Origin of the sequence: Sulfurimonas sp. hsl 1-7, from assembly GCF_030577135.1 — a bacterium.
GTDB classification, from domain to species: domain Bacteria; phylum Campylobacterota; class Campylobacteria; order Campylobacterales; family Sulfurimonadaceae; genus Sulfurimonas; species Sulfurimonas microaerophilus.
This window is the reverse complement of record NZ_JAUIRR010000004.1, coordinates 97,158-113,788: the sequence shown is the minus strand read 5'-3', so window position 1 is coordinate 113,788 and position 16,631 is coordinate 97,158. Positions and strand designations below refer to the sequence as shown.

Genomic DNA, 16,631 nt, shown 5'->3' with positions numbered 1-16,631 from the left:
ATAATGTGGCTACATACTTAGACTTTGAACATAAAATCAAGTTCATTCAAGAGGATATCATCTCTGCACAAGTTCGTCATGACTATGCAGCAGTTGAAAAGTTACAGGCGAATCTAGAGAGTGAAGTTGAAAAGATTTATGGAAATCTTACTGATTTTCAAAAATTACAACTGGCTCGTCACCTAGATCGCCCATACGCACTTGATTATATCAATCTAATTGTAAGAGATAAGTATGAGATTCACGGAGATAGACATTTCCGTGACGATGCTGCGATTATCTGTTATATGGGATACATCGGTGACGAAAAAGTTATGGTTATCGGTGAGCAAAAAGGGCGTGGTACAAAGAATAAGTTAAAACGTAACTTTGGTATGCCACACCCTGAAGGTTACCGTAAAGCTTTACGTGCTGCAAAATTAGCTGAAAAATTCGGTATGCCGATAGTGATGCTAGTAGACACTCCGGGTGCATATCCTGGAATTGGAGCTGAAGAGCGTAACCAGTCTGAAGCGATCGCTAGAAACCTTTTAGAATTTGCTGAATTAAAAGTACCAACTATCTCTATCGTTATCGGTGAAGGTGGTTCAGGTGGAGCACTTGCAATCGGTGTAGCTGATAAGTTCGCTATGATGCGTTACTCTGTGTTTAGTGTTATCTCTCCTGAAGGTTGTTCTGCAATTTTATGGAACGATCCTTCAAAAGTAGAGGCTGCTACAAATGCGATGAAAATTGTTGCAGCTGACCTTAAAGAACTAGACCTTATTGATGATATTATCAATGAGCCGTTAATTGGTGCTCATCGTGAGAAAGAAGCAGCTGCAACAGCTATCTCTGATTATGTTTTAGAGTCTCTTAAAGAGTTAAAATCAATGAATGAAGAAGAGCGTATGGAAGCGCGTTACAACAAACTTGTAAAACCGGGAGCTTTCGCAGAGTAATTTAAAATTACTCTTCCTCTTTTTTAGCTAAAGGATCAAACTTCGGACGTTTGAGCCTTTTTGCCTCTTTCGAAAAATTTATCAAATCTTCTACATTTTTTATATCTTCATCTAACTTTTCTAACGATAATAAAAATAATCCGTACGTTGTCAGTACATCACTCATAGCTCTATGGTGCTGTGCATTTGGATTGAGGTTAAGTGAATCGTTTAGATAGGAGAGTGCGTATCTGTATGAGACTATTGTTCTCTCAGCAAGTGCAAGCGAACAAAGTGAACGGTTCAGTAGTGGTGGCAGTCCTATCTTCTCCATACTCTTAGAGATAAACATATAGTCAAATTTCACATCATGCGCTACAAATATCGCATCACCTAAAAATTTACGAAACTCATTTAGTACTTTGGGAAGCTGTGGAGCATCTTTTGTGTCTTCTGCTTTAATCCCAGTAATCTCTGTAATTGCAGGATTGATCTGCTCTACATATACTAAAGATTCAAACTTATCGATAATCTTATTATTTTGTACTTTAACGGCAGCTATTTCGATAATCTGATGTTTTTCAATTTTTGAGCCGTTTGTTTCTATATCTACGATACAAAACTCTGCTTCTTCTACAGGTATAAAACGTGTATCAAAGTAAAAGTAGCCTTCATGTTTGACGATATTTAAACCTTGTAGTTTAAAAAGCTCCAGAGATGTATCTAGCTCATCATTTAGTTGATCTTTTAATGTTTTAAGCGATAAACCTCTTGTAGAGAGTCTTGAGATACTTTTATCATCAAGGGAAATATTATGTCGTAGCATTTTTGATAAACTCTTTCACTTTTTTTGGATCTTTTTTCCCGTGGCTGATCTCAACCCCACTGCTTACATCTACACCGTAAAAACCATACTCTTTAACTGATGCAACATTTTGCGGATCAAGTCCTCCTGCGAGGATGATTTTAGAACAGTCAACACCTTCAAACCATTCGATGTTGATCCTTTTTCCTGCCCCGCCATACGCTTCACAATATGCATCTACAAGTCTGTATTCGTTTGCATACTGTGAGATATCCTCTTTAGTTTTAGCACGTATAACCTTGATGTGCGGTACCTCTAGCTGTGCGCAGAAATCTTCATCCACTTCATAGTGAAGTTGTGCAAGTGTAGCACCAACCTCTTTACAAATTGAATTTACCGTTTGTGGTGTTTCATTGACAAAGAGTGCTACTTTTTCAACAAAAGGGGGAAGCTGTTTGATCAGCTCTTGTGCTTGTTTTATCGTAAGATATCTCGGCGATTTTTCATAAAAAACAAAACCAAGGGCATTTGCTCCGGCTTCAATTGCGCTCATAGCATCTTCAATTGAAGTTATTCCACAGATTTTTGTACGCATAGCCATTATTGGAAACTTTAAACTTGTAAGCTCTTAATAGCTTCAGCTCTGTTTTCATGTTTGAATACATAGCTTCCCGCAACAACAACATCTACACCTGCATCTTTGAGTACTTGTACGTTTTTATCGCTAACACCGCCGTCAACTTCGATTAGACAATTCGGATTGATCTTGTCACGAAGTGCTTGAAGTCTTTTTGCTTTAGGGATTACCGTCTCAATAAAACTTTGTCCGCCAAATCCTGGATTTACACTCATTAGTAAAACCATATCTAAATCTTGTAATAAAAATTCGATAGATTCAGGCGGTGTATGTGGGTTTAAAACAATAGCAGGCTTAATTCCGTAACTTCTGATCTTTTGAATAAGTCTGTGTGGGTGTTTCTCCTCTTCAATATGAAAAGAGATATATTCAGGTTTTAAAGGAGCAAATAGTTCAACAAAAAATGTATTGTTCTCCACCATTAAGTGAATATCAAGCGGTTTAGTTGCAGCTTTTGCAACCGCTTCAACAACAACGGGGCCGATTGTCAGGTTTGGAACAAAATGTCCATCCATTACATCAACGTGAACTAGATCACAGCCGCCTTCACAAATCTCTTGCACATCACGAGCGAGATTACCGAAATCGGCAGATAAAATACTTGGAGCTACTTGCATCATTATAAAATCCATATTAATAAGTTACGAAATTATAGATGAAAATAGCTTTTATCTTGTTAAGAAAAATAAAAACCTGTCATTACTAAAGGCGAGGTCAACTTCTACGGCATTTCTTCCTTGTGTAATTTCAAGCAGTGAATCGATGTCCGGATAGGTTCTCGGCAGGGTAATATCAACGCTGATATTTTCATCCGCCAATAGAGTTTTAATCTTACCACCCACTATGTTTACAAGTTCTGCTAGTGTATCTAAGATCATATCTTTATCATCTGTCTCTTCACCGATAAGCAGTTCACAAGCTTTTTTAGCGATACTAAGCGGGAAAACCAAGATTACCATTCCGTCTATATCTCCGTAAAAGCCGATAGAACTTGCTACTTTCCCCTGTTTCTCAGTGATAACTATCTTATCCACTTTGGCATTTTTTTTCACTGCTTGTGCATTGGTCATCATCTCAATAGTCGCAACTGATGCATCAATGAAGTTTGGCAGTTCGCTTACCACCTGTTTTGTAAGGGCACGTTTGTTTTTTGTAGCTGCTGCACTGCTTGCACCAAGTTCTTCTAACAACTCTTTATTTTGTAAGATATCATCCATTTGATTAAAAAACATGATACCGGCATCTTCTAGTGTCTCTTTAAAAGATTTTGGTGTCTTATCGAAAGTCATTCCGACAAAACAGATTGTTGCGTTAAATTCAGCCGCAGAAGATGCGAGTTTTGAGAAAAAATTAAGTGCATGAATATTCATACTTACAACTTTATAGGCATCAAAAATAAAGAGTCTAAAACCTATTTGCAAGGAGTTGTTATGGTATGCTATATTAAAAGTACTACCAATCTCTGCATCTAAAAAAGAATTAACCGTATAGATAATTGCATTACCGGTAACACGAGTTGCAACTTTTTGTCCCATCTGTCCAAGATAAGTATTTTCGATTATAAGATCGTAAGAGTCTTTTGCTGCAGATTTTTCATTAAACTCCTCTTGAGTTTGTGCGATGATGGGGTTGTGCCCGTTATCGTGAAGCTCTATTGCCATTGCAGCACGTTGTGATTTGTCGTCACTAAAAAGAAGAACATTTTTTTGTTGATTTCTAAAGCTGGATGTCAAAAGTTCTGCAATCTCAAGTGTCTGGAACAGTGAGAAATTTAACCCTTCAGAATAAAACTTCATCATTGCCTTATATTTCTTGGCATCATAATCACAAAAACCGACCATGCTTTGGTTCTCGCTTCTTACTTTCTGAAACATTTTTACAAAAGCATCTAAACCGTTTCTATTAAAAAAGATCACCTTTTTTAATGATACTAAAACCATCTCTACATTTAATTTGAGGGTCGCTTCAATATCTTCTACACTGAGTAAAGAGTTTACGGCATTACCGTCTAAGAAACCTTGGGGATGGAATACTCCAATCCCATTTTTTACAACTGCTCTCATTACTGTACATCCATTAAAGTGATAAAGTCGGGATAGATATCTTCAACAAAGTCTATCTGAAAGTCGATAAAGTCATTGAGTGTCGCCTCAATGAATTCCGGTTTGGATAAAGTATAAAACAGAAGGAGATGCATCCATTTCCCAAGCAAGTTGATCTTTTTATCTTCTGAAGGTTTAACACCCGATGCACATTGAAGTATTTCAGATGTAATAGGATCCATTTCCCATTTTTCCGCAATCTTTTCACAGATATCAAAAAGGTCCATGTCGCACAATCTCTTTAATATTGTATTGTAGTCTATTGCACTTGCACTTCTTAAAAGGTTTACATCCTCTAGTTTTTGACCAAAAAGAGCATCCGCAACGATAATACTAGATGGAAGTAATGTGATCGCAGATTCAATGTTTTTGTCTTCAATTTTGAGATGTTTTAAAATCTTCTGCCAATTTGTCGTTAAAATTGCCTGGAGCTCGTAAAAAGTATGTGAGTTAAGTTTAAAAAGTGACCATTGTGCAGGACTTAGTAAACTGATCATATAGTTATATACGGCTTGTTGTGAACCTGAGAGACCTAAAATTCCAAAGATTTGAGATATATCGCTTACCTCTTGTCTAAAGCCGTAGATAGGTTTATTGACAATATTTTTGAGATAACTACTCATTGCTGCATCTTGAGATGCTACTTTAGCAGCCTTGCTTAACTCCCCTGCATTAAGGATAGCTACCGTTTGTTTTAAAACCTGAGGAGAAGGGGGAATCTTTCCTATAAAATCATCAATTTGTGCTTTAGTAATCAACTTGTCTACTTTTTATTTTGTAATTGGTTTAATTCTAGCTATAATTACATAAAAGAATTATAAATCGCTATTAGAGCGTTAGAATTATTTCGCTTAAGTTGAAGTTTTGCTTTAATTTGGTATAATTCGCAACTTTAAATATCATTCAAGGATACTGAAATGGCAAGAAGATGTGCTATCAGCGGCAAAGGGCCGATGAGTGGAAACAATGTTTCTCACGCAAAAAACAGAACTAAGCGTCGTTTTTTATTAAACCTAAGAACAGTGCGTATCACATTAGAAGATGGTACAACGAAAAAGATTAAGATCTCTGCAAGAGAGCTACGCACACTTAAGAAAAATTCGTAGTTTTAGGAATCTAGCTTGAATCTTTTAGAAAGGATTCGTAAATTCCTAAATTGGGAGATCGCTCCCAAACCCGACTCAAAACTTCTTCCTGAAGTTTACCCCCACTTAAAAGCATTTCGTTTACCCCTAATTTTAACCGTAGTAGTGATGTTGATCGGAACTATAGGTTACGTACTTATAGATGATTTTCCAATCATTGATGCGATATATCAAACAGCTGTTACATTTACCACAGTAGGTTTTGGAGAGATCCGTCCTATATCTGATGCAGGTAGAATTTTTACAATCAATCTGATCATTGCAGGATTTGCGGTATTTTCAAGTGCAATTGGTATTTTAGTCTCAGAACTAAATAAGGGGCATATAGTAGCTATACTCAAGGAGCGAAGAATGTTGTATAAAATCGCAAGATTGAAGAAACATTTTGTTGTGTGTTATCATAACGATTATACGATCGAAGTAACAAAACAGTTACGTAAGAATCATATACCGTTTGTAGTAATAGACCCAAGACCGGAAATTCATGAATGGGCAGTAGAGTATAAATATCCCCATTTCTTGCAGGCTGAACCGCATGCAGAATTATCGATGTTAAAAGCGCATTTAGCTTCTGCTAAAGGTATGATCACACTATCAGATTCTATCGCGGACAATATTGCTCTAATTGCATCTGTAAGGTTGTTTGAAAAAGAGCACTTTTTACCTCGTCCGTATTATGTGATCTCTGCGGCTGAATCTATGAGTGATGTAGAAAAGCTTAAAAAACTGGGTTCAGACACGGTTGTAAGTCCTACAAAACTTACTGCACAAAGGGTTTCTGCAATGGCTGCTCGTCCTGATATGGAAAATCTTTTAGAAGAGTTTTTATATAAAACAGACAACCCGATCGATATGCAAGAGATTGAGGTTCCAAAATACTCTTGGGCAGTCCTAAAAAAACTCAAAGAGACACACATTAGAGAGATTGCTAACACTTCTGTTGTAGGGATTACGAAAAAAGACGGGAAATTTGTTGCAATGCCAAAAGGTGACGTTCTTGTTACAAGCGAATGTAAACTTTTAGTAATTGGAACACAAACTGGTATTAAAATTACCAGAGATATATTAAAAAAGAGATTGAAGCCTAAGGAGCTGAAGTTTGTATAAATTAGAGAAGATAGATGGCGGTGTTTGTGCCGCTAACGGTTTTTATGCAGATGGTATTAGTGCCGGTCTAAAAGCAAACAATGCAAAAGATATGGCATTTATTTATGCAGATACGATGTGTGAAATTGCATCGACTTTTACAACAAACAAGATGGCAGCCGCACCGATCAAGCATTTTAAGGCAAAGGGTGATTTTAAAACAAACTTTGTACTTATTAACTCGAAAAATGCCAATGCTATGACTGGTGATGCAGGTATTGAGGATATTGAAGAAGTACTTTCACATCTACCTGCTGAAGCTGTAAACCCTGTAATGAGTTCAACAGGTGTTATCGGTGTAAGATTACCAAAAGAGAAGCTTATCAACGGTTTAGCACAGTTTGACCTTTCACAAAAAAATCCGACAAGTGCTGCACAAGCTATTATGACAACGGACAGCTTTAAAAAAGAGATTGCATTTCAAGTGACATTACGTGACGGCAGTTCGTTTAATATCGGTGCTATGGCAAAAGGGGCAGGGATGATTAACCCTGCTATGGCTACAATGTTATGTTTTATAACAACAGATGCAGATGTTTCAAATGCTACGATGCAAAAGATACTTGACCGTGTAGTTGTAACTACTTTTAATGCGGCTTCTGTTGACGGTGATACTTCGACAAACGATACTGTAATGCTGCTTTCTAACTCTAAAAGCGGTGCTTACGATGAGGAAGCTTTTGAAGATGCTCTTCATCAGATCATGGAGTTTATGGCAAAACAGATGGTAAAAGACGGTGAGGGTGCTACAAAACTGGTAACTTACAAAGTAACTGGTGCAAAAGATGACCGTGAAGCTGAAATTGTAGCAAAAGCACTTTCTAACTCTTTACTTGTAAAAACAGCACTCTACGGTGAAGATCCAAACTGGGGACGTATCGCTTCAACTGTCGGTGCAAGTGGAGCAGAAGCAAAAGAGGAAACGCTAACTATCTCTTTTGATGATGTATGTGTTTATGAAAAAGGAAAACTTTACTTTAATGCAGAACTTGAAAAAGTTGCAGCCGAAGTGATGAAAAAAGCTGAGTTTACAATCTCTTGTGATCTTGGATTAGGCTCAGGCGAGTTTACGGCATTTGGATGTGATCTCGGATATGAGTACGTTAAAATTAACGCGGATTACAGAACGTAATTCTAATTTATGAGTAGAGGAGTCAAGTTATTCCTCTCTCACTAATGCACTTATGTCGCATTATTATTTTTTAGACTTCTTCTCTACTTTCTCTTTTTTCTTGTAGTCTTTAATGTTCTTTTTAACATCTTGTTTAAGCTCTTTTTTGAGCAGGTTTTTCAATTCTTTTCTAAGGAATTTTTTCACTTTTTTCTTATCTATCATACTATCCCCTTTGAGTAATGTTACATATATGATAGTTCAAGATAACTTAGGTAATTATAAAAGTTGCTTATAGGAAAAAGAGTGTGCTGTTTTTATAGTTTTCTTTATATACATAGCTTATTTAAATTATAAGCATCCATTTACCATTTAGAGATAGAATTACTCCATGAAATTTTTGCTTTTAATTTTTGTTTTTATTACTACTGTTACTTTCAGTTCTGTAGACTTCTCGGAAGTGACAACTGAACACACTGTAGTATCTGTACAAGAGTGCGAAAAATCGCAAGAGTTTGAAACAAGTGATGATAGAGATGACATTAAATGTACAAAAGAAAACTATAAAATCTCTTTTGAAAATCAGCAATGCCTAAATCATCCACAGCTTGACCTCTATCAAGATTTTCTTGATACACCTCACCTAAGACCACCTATCGTTTAATATTCTTACTTTTCAAATTTTTAATTTTTACAACAACACAAATCAAGGAATATACAATGATAGAAAAAAGTGGACTATTAGAGGGCAATGAAATATTTGTCAATAGTTATTTTAAAAAACACTCAGAAGAACTTTTAGATTTAGCACAAAATGGACAGCACCCTAAAGCACTATTTATCGGGTGTGCAGATTCACGCGTGATCCCAAACCTTATTACTCAAACAGATCCTGGGGAGCTTTTTGTCCTTAGAAACGTGGGTAATTTTGTAGCCCCATATAAGCCTGATGAAGATTTTCACTCAACGGCAGCAGGTATTGAGTACGCAGTAACAGCACTGGAGGTATCTGAGATCATTATTTGCGGCCATACACATTGTGGAGCGATAGCATCTTTGTATACGGACCTTGAAGATAAAAAGTTTATCCACACAAAAAAATGGTTGACACTTGGCCAGAAGCCAAAAGCACTTGCAAAACTTGCTCTTGGAAAAGATGCTTCCCAACAGGAGTTATTACGCTTAACTGAGAAAATTTCAGTGATATCGCAGATAGAGAATCTTTTAACGTACCCGTATGTAAAAGAAGCGGTTGCAAATGATCAGATCCATATCCATGGCTGGATGTATGATATTGCAACAGGAGAGATAGAATACTACGATCCTGATGCTCACGAATTTATATCATTATTAAAAGAGAAGTAAACCATGTTAAGTATTAGAAATATAAAAGGGGACTTCTTTGGCGGTATGACGGCTGCAGTTGTTGCACTTCCCTTAGCTCTTGCCTTTGGTGTGGGTTCAGGGATGGGAGCAATTGCGGGACTTTACGGAGCAATCGCACTAGGAATTTTTGCAGCACTTTTTGGCGGAACAAAAACACAGATCAGCGGACCAACTGGTCCTATGACTGTTGTAGCTGCAACGGTTATTAGTGCGCAGATTGCATACTTTGGAACACTTGAAGCAGCACTACCATCAATCTTAGCGACATTTATACTCTCAGGTTTACTACAAATCGGGATGGGGCTGATAAGAATCGGAACATATATAAAGTATATGCCGTATCCTGTGATTTCAGGATTTATGAGTGGTATCGGGGTGATTATTATCATCTTACAGATTTTTCCGTTTGTAGGTTTGACTTCACCAAAAGGGATTATAGATACGCTTGGTTCTTTGGATGTTGCTCTATTTGATTTTAACCCATCAGCAGTGTTTTTAGCACTTGGAACGATTGCTACGATTTATCTTTTTCCAAAAGTCACAAAGGCAGTGCCTTCAACTTTGGTAGCACTGATAGTTTTTACTTTAGTGGCATACTTCTTAAAACTAGATGTACCTGTAATTGGAGATATCCCAACAGGTTTACCAAGTTTACATCTCGATGCACTGGTACCGACAAACTGGCATGATCCAATGCTCATAGTTGTTTCTGCAATCACTTTAGCGGCTCTTGGAGCGATTGATTCTTTACTGACATCGGTTGTAGCTGATAATATGACAAAAACACAGCATCAGTCAAACAAAGAGTTGATAGGGCAGGGGATAGGAAACTCCGTTGCAGGACTAATTGGTGGTTTACCAGGGGCTGGTGCTACAATGCGAACGGTTGTAAACATTAACTCCGGAGGGAAATCAAAGCTTTCAGGAATGATTCACGGTATATTACTCCTTGTTGTTTTAGTGGGTGCGGGAGTATATGCAAAAGTTATCCCATTAAGTGTTTTAGCCGGGATTTTAATAACGGTAGGGATAGGGATCATTGACTATAAAGGGTTAAAAGATATTCGCTATATCCCTCGTTCAGATGCTTTTATTATGGTTGTCGTATTACTTTTAACTGTATTGGTAGACTTGCTTCAAGCAGTTGCTGCGGGGATGGTAATGGCCTCACTCTGGTTTATGAAGCAGATGAGTGAAAATGCACATGTAAATGCAAAAGGTAAACTACATGCTCCAAGCGGTGATGAAGTGGGCAAAAAAGTATATATGCAACACTTTGAAGGACCTATATTTTTCGGTTTTACATTCGGTTTTAAAGAGATCGTACGTGAGATGCCGGAAGTGGAAGCAGTTGTATTTAATATGTTTGATGTGCCATACATTGACCAAAGCGGACTCTATGTGATGGAGGAGACTATAATTTCTCTTAGACAAAAAGGGATAGAGGTTTATTTCTTAGGGATGCAAACGCAACCTAAAGATATGTTTGAAAAAGTTAAACTTATCCCTAACCTTGTGTCAAAAGAACATCTTTATGACGATTTTACAGCATTTAGTAAGGCTGTAAAAATCTAGTTGTAATCGTTTTTAAAAGAAACGTAGCGTTTAGCCGATGCGTAAAGCTCGGCTACCTCTTCATCTGTAAGTTCACGTACAACTTTTGCAGGACTTCCCATAATGAGACTTCTCGGCGGGAATTTTTTCCCTTTAGTCACAAGACTTCCTGCACCTACGATGCTCTCTTTAGCGATCATGGCATTATCGAGTATTGTCGCACTCATTCCGATCAGACATGCATCTTCGATCGTACAGCCGTGAAGCATTACACGGTGCCCGATAGTCACATCGTTTCCTATAATTGTAGGACTTCCGTCACCTTCCTTATGTCTATCGTTACCTTTGTGGTGTGTAACGTGGATCATAGAACAGTCCTGAACACTTGTTCTGTCACCGATTTTGATGTAATGAACATCACCTCTTATTACCGTTCCAAACCATACAGAACAATCTTCACCTATTTCAACATCTCCGATCACGTCAGCTGAAGGTGCGATCCATGTTTTTTCACCTATCTTTGGTTCATAGTCTTTAAATTTATGTAGCATTTTTTAACTCTCTATAAATAATCTTTCAACCAAATGTTGAATGTTTGTTGATGATTCTTTTCTTGTCGCTTTAGTGATCTTGTTTACATACTCTTCTAAGAGTTTATGGCTATTGATCGAGCGTTCATCCCCTTTAACTTTTGTATATGTACCATCGCTTTGAAGCTCATGAGCCAGAACGTTGTCTGAGCATTGAAGGTTTAAGATCTGAATGATTTTTTTCTTTGCATGCTCATCTTTAACCGCTGTTAAAAGTTCTATACGTCTTACCAGGTTTCTAGGCATCCAGTCGGCACTTGAGATATACACTTGCGAAGCATCGTTTTTAAAGTAAAATGTACGTGCATGTTCGAGGTATTTTCCAAGTATCGAGATTACGCGAATGTTCTCACTTACACCTTCGATTCCAGGTTTTAGACAACAGATTCCACGAACTATTAAGTCGATTTTTACACCCGCTTGACTTGCTTTATAGAGTGCACGGATCACATCATCATCAACAAGCGAGTTGATTTTTGCAATGATACGTCCGTTTTCACCCTGACGTGTTTCATTGTGGATAAGTGAAAGGATCTTAGGCTTAATCTGTGCTGGAGCCATATAGAGCTCGTTAAGTTTTCCTTTTTTACTGAATCCTGTCAGGAAGTGGAAAAAGCGTGTAAGATCATTAGTCACTACATCCTTACATGTCATATAGCTAAAATCTGTGTATATCTTTGCAGTTGAAGGGTTGTAATTTCCTGTTCCCAAGTGAGCATATTGTTTTAGTCTGCCGTTGATTCTACGTGTTACAAGAGCAGCTTTTGCATGAACTTTTAACCCTTTAATACCGTAGATAACGTGTGCACCCGATTTCTCTAATGCTTTTGCCCAGATAAGGTTGTTTTCTTCATCGAAACGTGCTTTTAGCTCAACCATAACCGTTACCTGTTTTCCGCTTTCACTTGCGTCCATCAAAGCTTTTACGATCGGTGAATTTTGTCCTGAACGGTAAAGTGTCATCTTGATCGATACAACATCAGGATCTTTTGCAGCAGTTTGGATCAGTCTTACAATCGGCTCAAAACTTTCGTACGGATGGTACATAAAGATATCTTGTTTATCGAGAACTCCGAAGATATTTTCATTTCCGTCTAACGGCGGTAAGTTTTTCGGTTTAAATGATGGTGATAACAGGTGTGCATAATCTTTATTGCCAACAATCTGCCAAAGACTTGAAAGGTTTAGGTCTGTATGAAACGTATAGATATCATCTTTGTAGATATTTGCATGACGGTTAAAGAAGTTAATGATCTCGCTGTCTGCATTACTTCCAACCTCTAAACGTACCATCTCCCCTTTTCTACGAAGTTTTAGACCCTCTTCAAGGATCTCCATAAAGTCGTCAGCTTCCTCCTCTTCGATCTCGATATCGGCATTTCTTGTAACACGGAATGATGCATATTTCATTAGCTTATATCCCGGGAAAAGCTCATCGATATGTTGTTCAACTGCACTCTCTATCGGTACATATATACCGTTGCCAAGTTCTACATATCTGTTTAAAACACGAGGAACCCTTACAATTCCGAAACGTTCAATACTTAAGTTTTCCGTATCTTGAAGTTTTACGATCAAACCGAAACTCAGGTTGTTTAGGTGCGGGAATGGGTGTGTCGCATCAACGGCAATAGGGATAATAACAGGATAGATATTTTCTTTAAAGTACTGATTTACCTTATGCTTGTCCTGATTGTTAAGCTCGTTGTAGTTTTTAACACTAACACCTTCATGTTCGAGTTTTTTAAAGATCTCAGTTCTACAGTGCTCTACAACCTGCTGCTCTTGGTGAAGATAGGCTCTGATCTCTCTTAGCTGCTGTAGCGGTGTAAGTCTGTCAGCGCCTGAAACGATAATACCGGCAGAGAAAAGCTTTTTTAGCCCCGCTACACGGATCATATAAAATTCATCTAAATTTGTTCCGTAGATAGCAAGAAACTTTAAACGCTCTAGAAGCGGTAAGCTTTCATCTTGTGCTTGTTTGAGAACTCTTGTATTGAATTGTAACCACGAAAGTTCGCGGTTATTATAAAAATTTGGATTTTTTAAGTTTAACATACAACCTAGCCCTATTAAGTATAGTTTTTATGTATTATATCTTAAGTTACATTTTTATTTTATTACACCGCTTCCTTTATAGTTGGCAGCGTGGTAAATAGTAACGCCGTATTTACGTGCATAATACTTCATAAGCAGGCGCTGGAGTGTCGGTTCTATCGAAGGTGTGAACCAGGCATTGTTACTTATCGCTACCATGAAATCGATATCCCCTTGATAAAGTACATCGCAAGTCGCTTCATAGCAGATCGCATTTCTTATCTTCGTTTTATTGATCGTAAAGTCGGTTGGTTTATCAGCTGTTACAAAATCACTTGCCCCTTGAAAAAATGTATCGTTTACAAACTTTTTCATAAAAGATGGAAGGGGTATATACTCCCCAAAAGGTACCAGTACAATTTTTTTGGCAACGACATACTTCCCTTGATCAAACATATATGTTACATTGTAGTGTTTGCCGTCTTCAACTAAAAGAGCACCGGCTATAATCGTAATCTCATTTGAGAACTTTTGTAGTTGTTTTAGGAGTCTTGGGCTTTTATTCATAAAAAGGGGAAATACAGATTCCGGAAGTACTACAATTTCATACCCCTCGCGTTTGGCTTGGATGATCTCATTAAAGATCATATCAACGGTTGGATAGAGATTCTCCTGCTGCCATTTATCTTCCTGCTTCACATCTGTTTGAACAAGTTTTACATTGAGCGGAATATCTTTTTGCGGAGGATATCCGAAATTAACGGCGAATACTAATGCTAAAAGAGGGTAGTACTTGTATTTTGGATAGTGTTTATAGGCATAAAGTGCAGAGGCCAGAGAAACTAATACAATAGCAAACTGGTATTTATAAACACCGATAAAACTGTCGATAAAAAGGAGTTCCGGTTTAAACCAGTTCCAGTCAAACGGTTCAAGAAAACTAAGACCAAACAGAATTGCCCCGCGAATAAAAGGGTTGTTTGTAAAGTACATAGGTAAAAAGAGCAGAAGATAGAGCAGGCCAAATCCAAAAGTGATTAAAGGAGTCATAAACCCTACACCCTGATACTCAAAACTGTACCCTATCCAGTAAAACCAAAGTATCCCTATGGTAAAACCGGCAACCAAGACGGAGCGTTTTGGAATATATAAAATACTCCCTATTGCAATTAAACCGAGAAAGGTGTTTAAAAGTTTATTTTCTAGGCCAAAATCACTTAAGTAAATAAATGTACTAAAAAAAAGAGCACTCGTTAAACCAAATAAAATATCTTTTGTTCGTTTGTTCATACTGAAATTTTACACAATTTTACTCAGATATTAGTATTGTTTTTGTATAATCTCCCAATTTTATTTAAATAAGGAACTTGAAGGTATGGAATTAATCTCTCAATTATTACCGTTTGTATTTCTAATCGCAATTATGTACTTTGTGATTATTCGTCCACAACAAAAAGAAGCGAAAGCTAAAAAAGATATGATCGAGTCATTAAAAAAAGGTGACAAAGTTATCACTAACGGCGGTTTTATCGTAGTTGTTCAAAAAGTTGAAGAAAACTTTTTCAGTGTTGAGATGAATAAAGACACAGTTGTAAAAATCACAAAAGACTCTATTGCAAAGAAGTATGAGGATGAAGCTTAATTATCGTATCGTAATCTTCGCTTTAGCAATAATTTTCGGGATAGTTTTTTCTGTCCCGTCACTGCTTCAAACTGAAGGTGGGAAAAAAATCACACTAGGTCTTGATCTTCAAGGTGGTCTTCATATGCTTCTTGGCGTAAAAACAGAAGAAGCTACAAAATCTCGTATAAAATCTATAACAGCAAGCATTAAACATTTCAGTGAACGTAATGACATCTTAATAGATGGACTTACTTTTGATGAAAGTGGTATTAAATTTGAAGTTTTAGATAGTGATGAGATCGCAAAAATACAAGAGTACCTAAAAGAGATAGATGGTGCAGTAGTATCTTTAAACAATCAAATTGTCTCAGTAACTCTTTCTCCTGAAGAGATTGCAAAAACAAAACAACTTGCAATCGATCAAGCTATTGAGACTATCAGAAACAGACTTGACCAGTTTGGTTTATCTGAGCCTGTTGTTGCAAAACAGGGTGAAGAGAAGATCTTAGTTGAACTAGCAGGTATTAAAACGCAAGAGGAAGAGCAACGTGCTCGTGAACTTATTAGCCGTGCTGCAAAACTAGAGTTAATGGCTGTTGATGAAGACAGAGCAGCTCGTGTTTACAATATGAGTGCAGCAGATGCGGCAGCTTACGGTGATGTTATCTTAGAAGATGCAAAAAATCCGGGCGTGAAGTATCTTGTTCGCGAGATTCCTATCTTAGACGGCGGAATGCTTACAAATGCAAATGTAGGATTTGATCAAAACAACCGTCCTGTAATTAACTTCAAGCTCAATGCTGAGGGTGCAGAGATTTTCGGTGACTTTACAGGTAAAAGTGTAGGAAAACGTTTAGCTATCGTACTTGACGGTAAAGTGTACTCGGCTCCAAACATTAATGAGAGAATCGGCGGCGGTTCAGGACAAATTTCAGGAAACTACACTGTAGTTGAAGCAAAAGATTTGGCGATCGCTTTAAGAAGTGGTGCATTGCTTGCTCCGATCTACCTAATGGAGAAACGTTCAGTTGGACCAAGCCTGGGAGCTGATTCTATTAAAGCTTCTATGGTAGCTCTTATCGGCGGTTTCGTTTTAGTAATTGTATTTATGGTTGTTTACTACCGTGGGGCAGGTGTTATTGCAAATATTGCACTTATTGCAAACCTCTTTTTGCTTTTAGCGGTAATGAGTCTCTTTGGTGCGACATTGACACTTCCTGGTATGGCTGGTATCGTTTTAACTGTCGGTATGGCGGTTGATGCCAACGTTATTATCTCTGAGCGTATCCGTGAACTTATCCGTGAGGGTAAATCTATGCACAAAGCGATAGAAGAGGGTTATGCAAACGCTATGAGTGCTATCTTAGATGCAAACATCACGACGCTTATCGCTTCGGTTGTTTTATATGCATACGGAACGGGTGCTATAAAAGGTTTTGCAATTACTATGAGTATCGGTATTTTAGCTTCTATGCTTACTGCTATTTTAGGTACGCACGGAATCTATCAGATGTTAGAGAGTAAAATGATGAAAAGCAAAAACTATAAGTTTTGGTTTGGGATAAAGGCATAAT

18 protein-coding genes are annotated in these 16,631 nt (G+C 37.5%); 9 read left to right on the top strand and 9 right to left on the bottom strand.

Features of this window, described 5'->3' with window-relative positions:
- The first annotated feature begins 5 nt into the window (after window positions 1–5).
- Window positions 6–941: an acetyl-CoA carboxylase carboxyl transferase subunit alpha gene (gene accA, locus QWY88_RS09380; RefSeq protein ID WP_304546131.1), complete on the top strand. Its 936-nt coding sequence runs from the start codon at window positions 6–8 to the stop codon at window positions 939–941.
- Window positions 942–948: 7 nt separating this feature from the next.
- On the opposite strand, the gene QWY88_RS09375 is transcribed toward accA, so the two are convergent.
- The 5 genes from QWY88_RS09375 to QWY88_RS09355 are packed head-to-tail and all read right to left on the bottom strand — an operon-like array spanning window position 949 to window position 5,222.
- A complete protein-coding gene (locus QWY88_RS09375; protein WP_304546130.1) occupies window positions 949–1,746 on the bottom strand; it encodes a 3'-5' exonuclease in 798 nt (265 codons plus the stop codon).
- Entirely contained in the window at window positions 1,733–2,320 is a 588-nt protein-coding gene (locus QWY88_RS09370; RefSeq protein ID WP_304546216.1) for a phosphoribosylanthranilate isomerase, read from the bottom strand. Before QWY88_RS09370 ends, QWY88_RS09375 begins: the two co-directional genes overlap by 14 nt.
- A 17-nt stretch (window positions 2,321–2,337) precedes the next feature.
- The gene (rpe, locus tag QWY88_RS09365; RefSeq protein WP_304546215.1) at window positions 2,338–2,979 is read right to left on the bottom strand and encodes a ribulose-phosphate 3-epimerase; all 642 of its coding nucleotides are present in this window, start codon (window positions 2,977–2,979) and stop codon (window positions 2,338–2,340) included.
- Window positions 2,980–3,030: 51 nt separating this feature from the next.
- Window positions 3,031–4,425, bottom strand: a complete 1,395-nt coding sequence (locus QWY88_RS09360) for a chemotaxis protein CheX (RefSeq protein ID WP_304546129.1) — start codon at window positions 4,423–4,425, stop codon at window positions 3,031–3,033.
- Window positions 4,425–5,222 carry an HDOD domain-containing protein gene (locus tag QWY88_RS09355; protein ID WP_304546128.1) on the bottom strand — a complete coding sequence of 266 codons (798 nt, stop codon included), beginning with the start codon at window positions 5,220–5,222 and terminating at the stop codon, window positions 4,425–4,427. Before QWY88_RS09355 ends, QWY88_RS09360 begins: the two co-directional genes overlap by 1 nt.
- Before the next feature lie 159 nt (window positions 5,223–5,381).
- Between QWY88_RS09355 and rpmB the strand changes: the two genes are divergently transcribed.
- From rpmB to argJ, 3 genes are read left to right on the top strand one after another with little or no spacing between them, the layout of a single operon-like run.
- The gene (rpmB, locus tag QWY88_RS09350) at window positions 5,382–5,570 is read left to right on the top strand and encodes a 50S ribosomal protein L28 (RefSeq protein ID WP_013326380.1); all 189 of its coding nucleotides are present in this window, start codon (window positions 5,382–5,384) and stop codon (window positions 5,568–5,570) included.
- A 15-nt stretch (window positions 5,571–5,585) separates the two neighbouring features.
- Entirely contained in the window at window positions 5,586–6,716 is a 1,131-nt protein-coding gene (locus tag QWY88_RS09345) for a potassium channel family protein (protein WP_304546127.1), read from the top strand.
- Window positions 6,709–7,887, top strand: coding sequence for a bifunctional glutamate N-acetyltransferase/amino-acid acetyltransferase ArgJ (gene argJ, locus QWY88_RS09340; RefSeq protein ID WP_304546126.1), 1,179 nt, complete (start codon window positions 6,709–6,711; stop codon window positions 7,885–7,887). The genes QWY88_RS09345 and argJ overlap by 8 nt, the downstream gene beginning before the upstream one ends.
- Window positions 7,888–7,950: 63 nt before the next feature.
- Here argJ and QWY88_RS09335 read toward each other — a convergent pair whose 3' ends face one another.
- Window positions 7,951–8,091 (bottom strand): hypothetical protein, encoded by a 141-nt coding sequence (locus tag QWY88_RS09335; protein ID WP_304546125.1) that lies wholly within the window; start codon window positions 8,089–8,091, stop codon window positions 7,951–7,953.
- 166 nt (window positions 8,092–8,257) lie between these two features.
- Here QWY88_RS09335 and QWY88_RS09330 point away from each other — a divergent pair, with 166 nt between their 5' ends.
- Genes QWY88_RS09330 through QWY88_RS09320 form a run of 3 tightly spaced genes read left to right on the top strand, consistent with a single transcriptional unit; the run spans window position 8,258 to window position 10,827 of the window.
- Window positions 8,258–8,530, top strand: coding sequence for a hypothetical protein (locus QWY88_RS09330; protein WP_304546124.1), 273 nt, complete (start codon window positions 8,258–8,260; stop codon window positions 8,528–8,530).
- Between the two features lie 56 nt (window positions 8,531–8,586).
- Window positions 8,587–9,231 carry a carbonic anhydrase gene (locus QWY88_RS09325; protein WP_304546123.1) on the top strand — a complete coding sequence of 215 codons (645 nt, stop codon included), beginning with the start codon at window positions 8,587–8,589 and terminating at the stop codon, window positions 9,229–9,231.
- Between the two features lie 3 nt (window positions 9,232–9,234).
- Window positions 9,235–10,827, top strand: a complete 1,593-nt coding sequence (locus QWY88_RS09320) for a SulP family inorganic anion transporter (protein ID WP_304546122.1) — start codon at window positions 9,235–9,237, stop codon at window positions 10,825–10,827.
- Here the strand turns inward: QWY88_RS09320 and QWY88_RS09315 are convergent.
- From QWY88_RS09315 to QWY88_RS09305, 3 genes are read right to left on the bottom strand one after another with little or no spacing between them, the layout of a single operon-like run.
- A complete protein-coding gene (locus QWY88_RS09315) occupies window positions 10,824–11,357 on the bottom strand; it encodes a gamma carbonic anhydrase family protein (RefSeq protein WP_304546121.1) in 534 nt (177 codons plus the stop codon). The genes QWY88_RS09320 and QWY88_RS09315 overlap by 4 nt on opposite strands.
- A gap of 3 nt (window positions 11,358–11,360) precedes the next feature.
- Window positions 11,361–13,454 (bottom strand): RNA degradosome polyphosphate kinase, encoded by a 2,094-nt coding sequence (locus tag QWY88_RS09310; protein ID WP_304546120.1) that lies wholly within the window; start codon window positions 13,452–13,454, stop codon window positions 11,361–11,363.
- A gap of 54 nt (window positions 13,455–13,508) precedes the next feature.
- Window positions 13,509–14,723: an apolipoprotein N-acyltransferase gene (locus QWY88_RS09305; RefSeq protein ID WP_304546119.1), complete on the bottom strand. Its 1,215-nt coding sequence runs from the start codon at window positions 14,721–14,723 to the stop codon at window positions 13,509–13,511.
- Between the two features lie 85 nt (window positions 14,724–14,808).
- Here QWY88_RS09305 and yajC point away from each other — a divergent pair, with 85 nt between their 5' ends.
- The gene (gene yajC / locus QWY88_RS09300) at window positions 14,809–15,075 is read left to right on the top strand and encodes a preprotein translocase subunit YajC (RefSeq protein WP_304546118.1); all 267 of its coding nucleotides are present in this window, start codon (window positions 14,809–14,811) and stop codon (window positions 15,073–15,075) included.
- The gene (secD, locus tag QWY88_RS09295; protein WP_304546117.1) at window positions 15,065–16,630 is read left to right on the top strand and encodes a protein translocase subunit SecD; all 1,566 of its coding nucleotides are present in this window, start codon (window positions 15,065–15,067) and stop codon (window positions 16,628–16,630) included. The genes yajC and secD overlap by 11 nt, the downstream gene beginning before the upstream one ends.
- Window position 16,631: the final 1 nt, after the last annotated feature.